Source organism: Acinetobacter sp. (genome assembly GCF_045628685.1).
In the GTDB taxonomy this organism is placed as follows: domain Bacteria; phylum Pseudomonadota; class Gammaproteobacteria; order Pseudomonadales; family Moraxellaceae; genus Acinetobacter.
Map to the genome: position 1 here is coordinate 1 of NZ_JAZQPV010000048.1, position 4,166 is coordinate 4,166.

3 protein-coding genes are annotated in these 4,166 nt (G+C 35.0%); 2 read left to right on the top strand and 1 reads right to left on the bottom strand.

Going from position 1 to position 4,166, the window contains the following annotated elements; translation table 11 throughout:
- Positions 1–144 precede the first annotated feature (144 nt).
- Both ACKI4H_RS06315 and ACKI4H_RS06320 read left to right on the top strand, forming a co-directional pair.
- A complete protein-coding gene (locus ACKI4H_RS06315; protein WP_407304555.1) occupies positions 145–276 on the top strand; it encodes a preprotein translocase subunit YajC in 132 nt (43 codons plus the stop codon).
- 140 nt (positions 277–416) lie between these two features.
- Positions 417–1,700, top strand: a complete 1,284-nt coding sequence (locus ACKI4H_RS06320; protein WP_407304556.1) for a ribonucleotide-diphosphate reductase subunit beta — start codon at positions 417–419, stop codon at positions 1,698–1,700.
- 111 nt (positions 1,701–1,811) lie between these two features.
- Here ACKI4H_RS06320 and ACKI4H_RS06325 read toward each other — a convergent pair.
- Positions 1,812–4,166: tetratricopeptide repeat protein (locus tag ACKI4H_RS06325; RefSeq protein WP_407304558.1), on the bottom strand; the 2,355-nt coding region annotated here is incomplete at its 5' end.

Below are 4,166 nucleotides of genomic sequence, written 5' to 3' on the forward strand. Positions count from 1 at the left end.
TAATTGGCGAGTTTCTAAGAATCCCCCCTAAATCCCCTTTTTTAAAAGGGTGACTTTCCGAACTTTCGATAGTTGGAGTTCCCTCCTTTTTTAAAGGAGGGTTAGGGAGGATTTAAAAATTTAAGAATAACAAAGGAAAAGACCATGCTCCATATGACCCATAACTACATGTTAGGACTCGCGGTGCTGGTCATTTCCTTTATTGTGTGTTTTTACGTGCCTCTGACCTATGCATTTATTAAGGTTCGAGCACAACAGCGCAAGCAAAATAAGTAGTGTGGGTATCTGCTCTATCGAACAAGTTTAGTGCTTTCATCGGCAAAACTTAATTTTGCTTACACAGAATAAGCGTATAGTAGGACATCTCTTTGCTGGGATGTTTCATAAAAGATATAAGCATCGAAGAGAGAATTGATATGTCTATCCTAAGTTGGGACGATTTCGAAGATGATTCACAGAAACCGGCTGCACCTGAACTCAAGTCTGCGCCCGTCGAGCCGCAAAAAGCGGCTCATACACAAATGGTATCTGATGCACAACCATCAGCGTCGGATTTGGCAGCTGCACAACCCGCTAGAACCAGTCAAGGTCGAACAAAACATTCAGCCGATTCATTGGCAAGAGCATCTGCTGCCTTAGACACACTTGATGTTGCTCCAGGCTTGGAAGAGCTTGAAATGGGCGCACAGCGCGTACAGGTTGACGATAAAGCCATGATCAACTGTCGTGCTGACTTGAACCAGCTTGTTCCGTTCAAATACGAATGGGCTTGGCAGAAGTATCTTGACGGTTGTGCCAATCACTGGATGCCGCAAGAAGTAAACATGAACCATGACATCGCGCTTTGGAAGTCTGAAAATGGCTTAACCGAAGATGAGCGTACTATTGTTATGCGCTCGCTCGGTTTCTTCTCGACTGCAGATTCATTGGTTGCAAACAATTTGGTATTGGCGATTTACCGTCACATTACCAACCCTGAATGCCGCCAGTACATCTTGCGTCAAGCATTTGAAGAAGCGATTCACACCCACGCTTACCAATACTGTATCGAATCGCTAGGTATGGATGAAGGCGAAGTCTTCAACATGTACCGCGAAGTACCGTCAGTTGCGCGTAAAGCGGCTTGGGGCTTGAAATATACTCAATCTTTAAGTGATCCTACTTTCAAAACTGGTACGCCTGAAAACGACCAGATCTTGCTTCGCAACCTGATCGCATTCTACTGTGTACTTGAAGGTATCTTCTTCTACTGTGGTTTCAGCCAAATCCTGTCTATGGGTCGTCGTAACAAGATGAATGGTGTTGCCGAGCAATTCCAGTACATCCTGCGTGATGAATCTATGCACTTGAACTTTGGTATCGATATGATTAACCAAATCAAGAATGAAAACCCGGGGCTATGGACAGCTGAATTCCAGGAAGAAATTATTCAAATGATTCTTGAAGGTACGATGCTTGAAATTGAATACGCACGTGACACTATGCCACGCGGTGTACTCGGCATGAATGCTGCAATGATGGAAGAATACTTGAAGTTCATTGCAAACCGTCGTTTAGCGCAACTTGGTTTGCCTGAACAGTTCGCGGGTGTGAATAACCCATTCCAGTGGATGTCAGAAATGATGGACTTGCGTAAAGAGAAGAATTTCTTCGAGACGCGCGTAACTGACTACCAAACTGGTGGTGCATTAAGCTGGTAATTTAAAGATTCAACGTTAAATGACAGTTGATGTGAGATTTTTGACACATATTTCGAGACTGTTACATTAACAAAAAAAAATAGAGCCTAATTGGCTCTATTTTTTTAATAATTAATCTAATTCACTAATATTTATAATATTAATATCTTTAGCAAAGTTACCTTTTTCGTTAACTCCTAATTGAAAATTTACTTCAATAAAAATTTCACTTTGTAAATTCTTTTCTAAATACGTATCTAATGAATCTTTTATTACAAGATTACTCCTTGAGAAGAAATAACGGTTAGCCCCACCTGCATTAATAAACCCGTAAGAAACAGTATTTGGAAATCTTTCATTTGATATGAGGTTATGAATAAAACCCACTTCATTTGAACTATTTAAACTACTCAAAATAATTGAATTTTTATTTAGGATATCCTGAAGCTTTTTAAAATAAAATAAATCAATATATTCTTCAAAATCTATAAGGTTATTTCTAAACCATAATCTTGTAAAATGGTTAAAATCCACCACATTACTTTCAATTACTAATAAAAATTCATTATACAAATTATTTTGTTTAGATTTTATAGATATCCTATTAATAACACGTGTAAGCTTAAAGAATTGTTTAACAATTCCACTATCAATATTTTTACTATAAATGGCTTTATTTGCTACATCTAGAGCTTTAATAATTTGTGTTTCTACAGAATCAAAATCAGCATCTAAAAGAAGACGTTCTGCATACCTACGATAACAGCCAATTGCTTGGTCAAATGTACTAGCCCTGAATTTCCTATGAGGACTCAGGTTACTAAGATCAGATAAAATTGATTCATATATAACTATAGCATCAGGATAACTGCCGTTCATCGTTAATATCCAAGCTTTAAAGCTTATTAAAGCTGTTTCATTAGGATCCAGAAGTAAGGCTGCCTCAATTTGCTCTAACGCTTTACTAAAATCTTCCTGTTCTAATAAAAACTGTGCGTAAGCATACCTTATTATTGGATCTCTCTCGTTTATCTCAATTCCTGTTTCTAGCTCAGTTTCGGCTAAGAAAGGATTTGTTTCTTTAAGAATGAAACTATTAACACGATATATTTCGGAATACTCTGCCATAATCGATTTAGCTTTTTCTATCAACTCTTCGGCATGTTCATTATTACCATCCTTGAAAGCTGATAATGCTTTTTTCAGATATAATGCACAAATAGCTTCATCTTTTGTAGTTGAATGAATTACACCTAAATCATATTTATAATGATTTTTTTCTTTTGATCCAAACTCGACAACTTGCTGTAACTTTTTCTGCTTTTCCTTAATTGAAGAGTAAAAATCTTTATCAACTGGCCGTAATAATCCAATATACTCCTCCGCAATACCAGTAAGGCTATACAACTTACTTGTATTTTCAGCTGAAGACACAAGCATCGAAGAATTGAATAACTGATTAAGGGCCTGTTGTAATTGAATTTCGTCTAAATCATCTAAATAATATTTAAGTTCAACATTACTTACAGGTCTTTTTAAACAAGCAATTGTTAAAATAGTTTTAAGCTCATACTCATCCAATCTGTCATATAAATTTTCAAAGCAAAACTTTAGTGCTTCTTTAAAAGATGCTGAATTTTTATTTAAAAAATCCCTCATATTATTACCAGAGGCTTCGTTAAGAACATACCATTTGATTAACAATGGATTATTAAATAATTGCTTTGACAAGCTTTTTAGAGCATCTGTTTTTTTCTTAAACAATGATGGTAAATTCAGTATCTTTGCCATTGCTCGAACAAGATCAACCGAATCTCGATCATTTAATTTATCTAATTTATATCTATATTCAATTTCACCCAATCCCATGCGTGTAGTGATTAAAACTTTAGATTGACTTGGAATTTGAGACAAAAATTCTCTTACTTCATTAGAAGAGATAGTCTCTAAATTATCAATACATAGTAAAATCTTAAAATTCTCCAAATATTCTAAAATTTCTTTTAATATTTGGTCAGTGCTATAATCAATATTATTTGCGAAATTACTATGAATAGTTTCAAACATATCACTACTATTAGTAATAGCATTTTTTATACTAATAGCACCAGCTTGGGTTAGTCTATTTGTTTTTAAAGAAACCCAAAGAATCATATCAAAAGTACGATTCTCTTCTTTTTGATTTTCACAAACTTCTAATGCATCATACAAACATCTTTGTGCAAGAGCCGTCTTACCTATTCCCCCCTCACCAATAATTGATATAACTCTGGTATTAGAAAAAATCAAATCTGTTATTTTCTTTCTATCATCTTTTCGACCAAGAAAAGAAGTATCATCAAACTCAGTTAGAGGTAAATTCTGAAAAATATTACTTTTCTCATTACGCCAAAAATCAGGAATATTGTTTGTTAAAACGAATTCAGGATTATTTAAATTTTGTTTAGCATACTTTAAGTTGTTCCAATTTTTATCATTTAAGTCGGA

Coding starts and splice junctions, on each gene's coding strand:
- ACKI4H_RS06315 (WP_407304555.1), top strand. CDS start 145: ATGCTCCATATGACCCATAACTACATGTTAGGACTCGCGGTGCTGGTC.
- ACKI4H_RS06320 (WP_407304556.1), top strand. CDS start 417: ATGTCTATCCTAAGTTGGGACGATTTCGAAGATGATTCACAGAAACCG.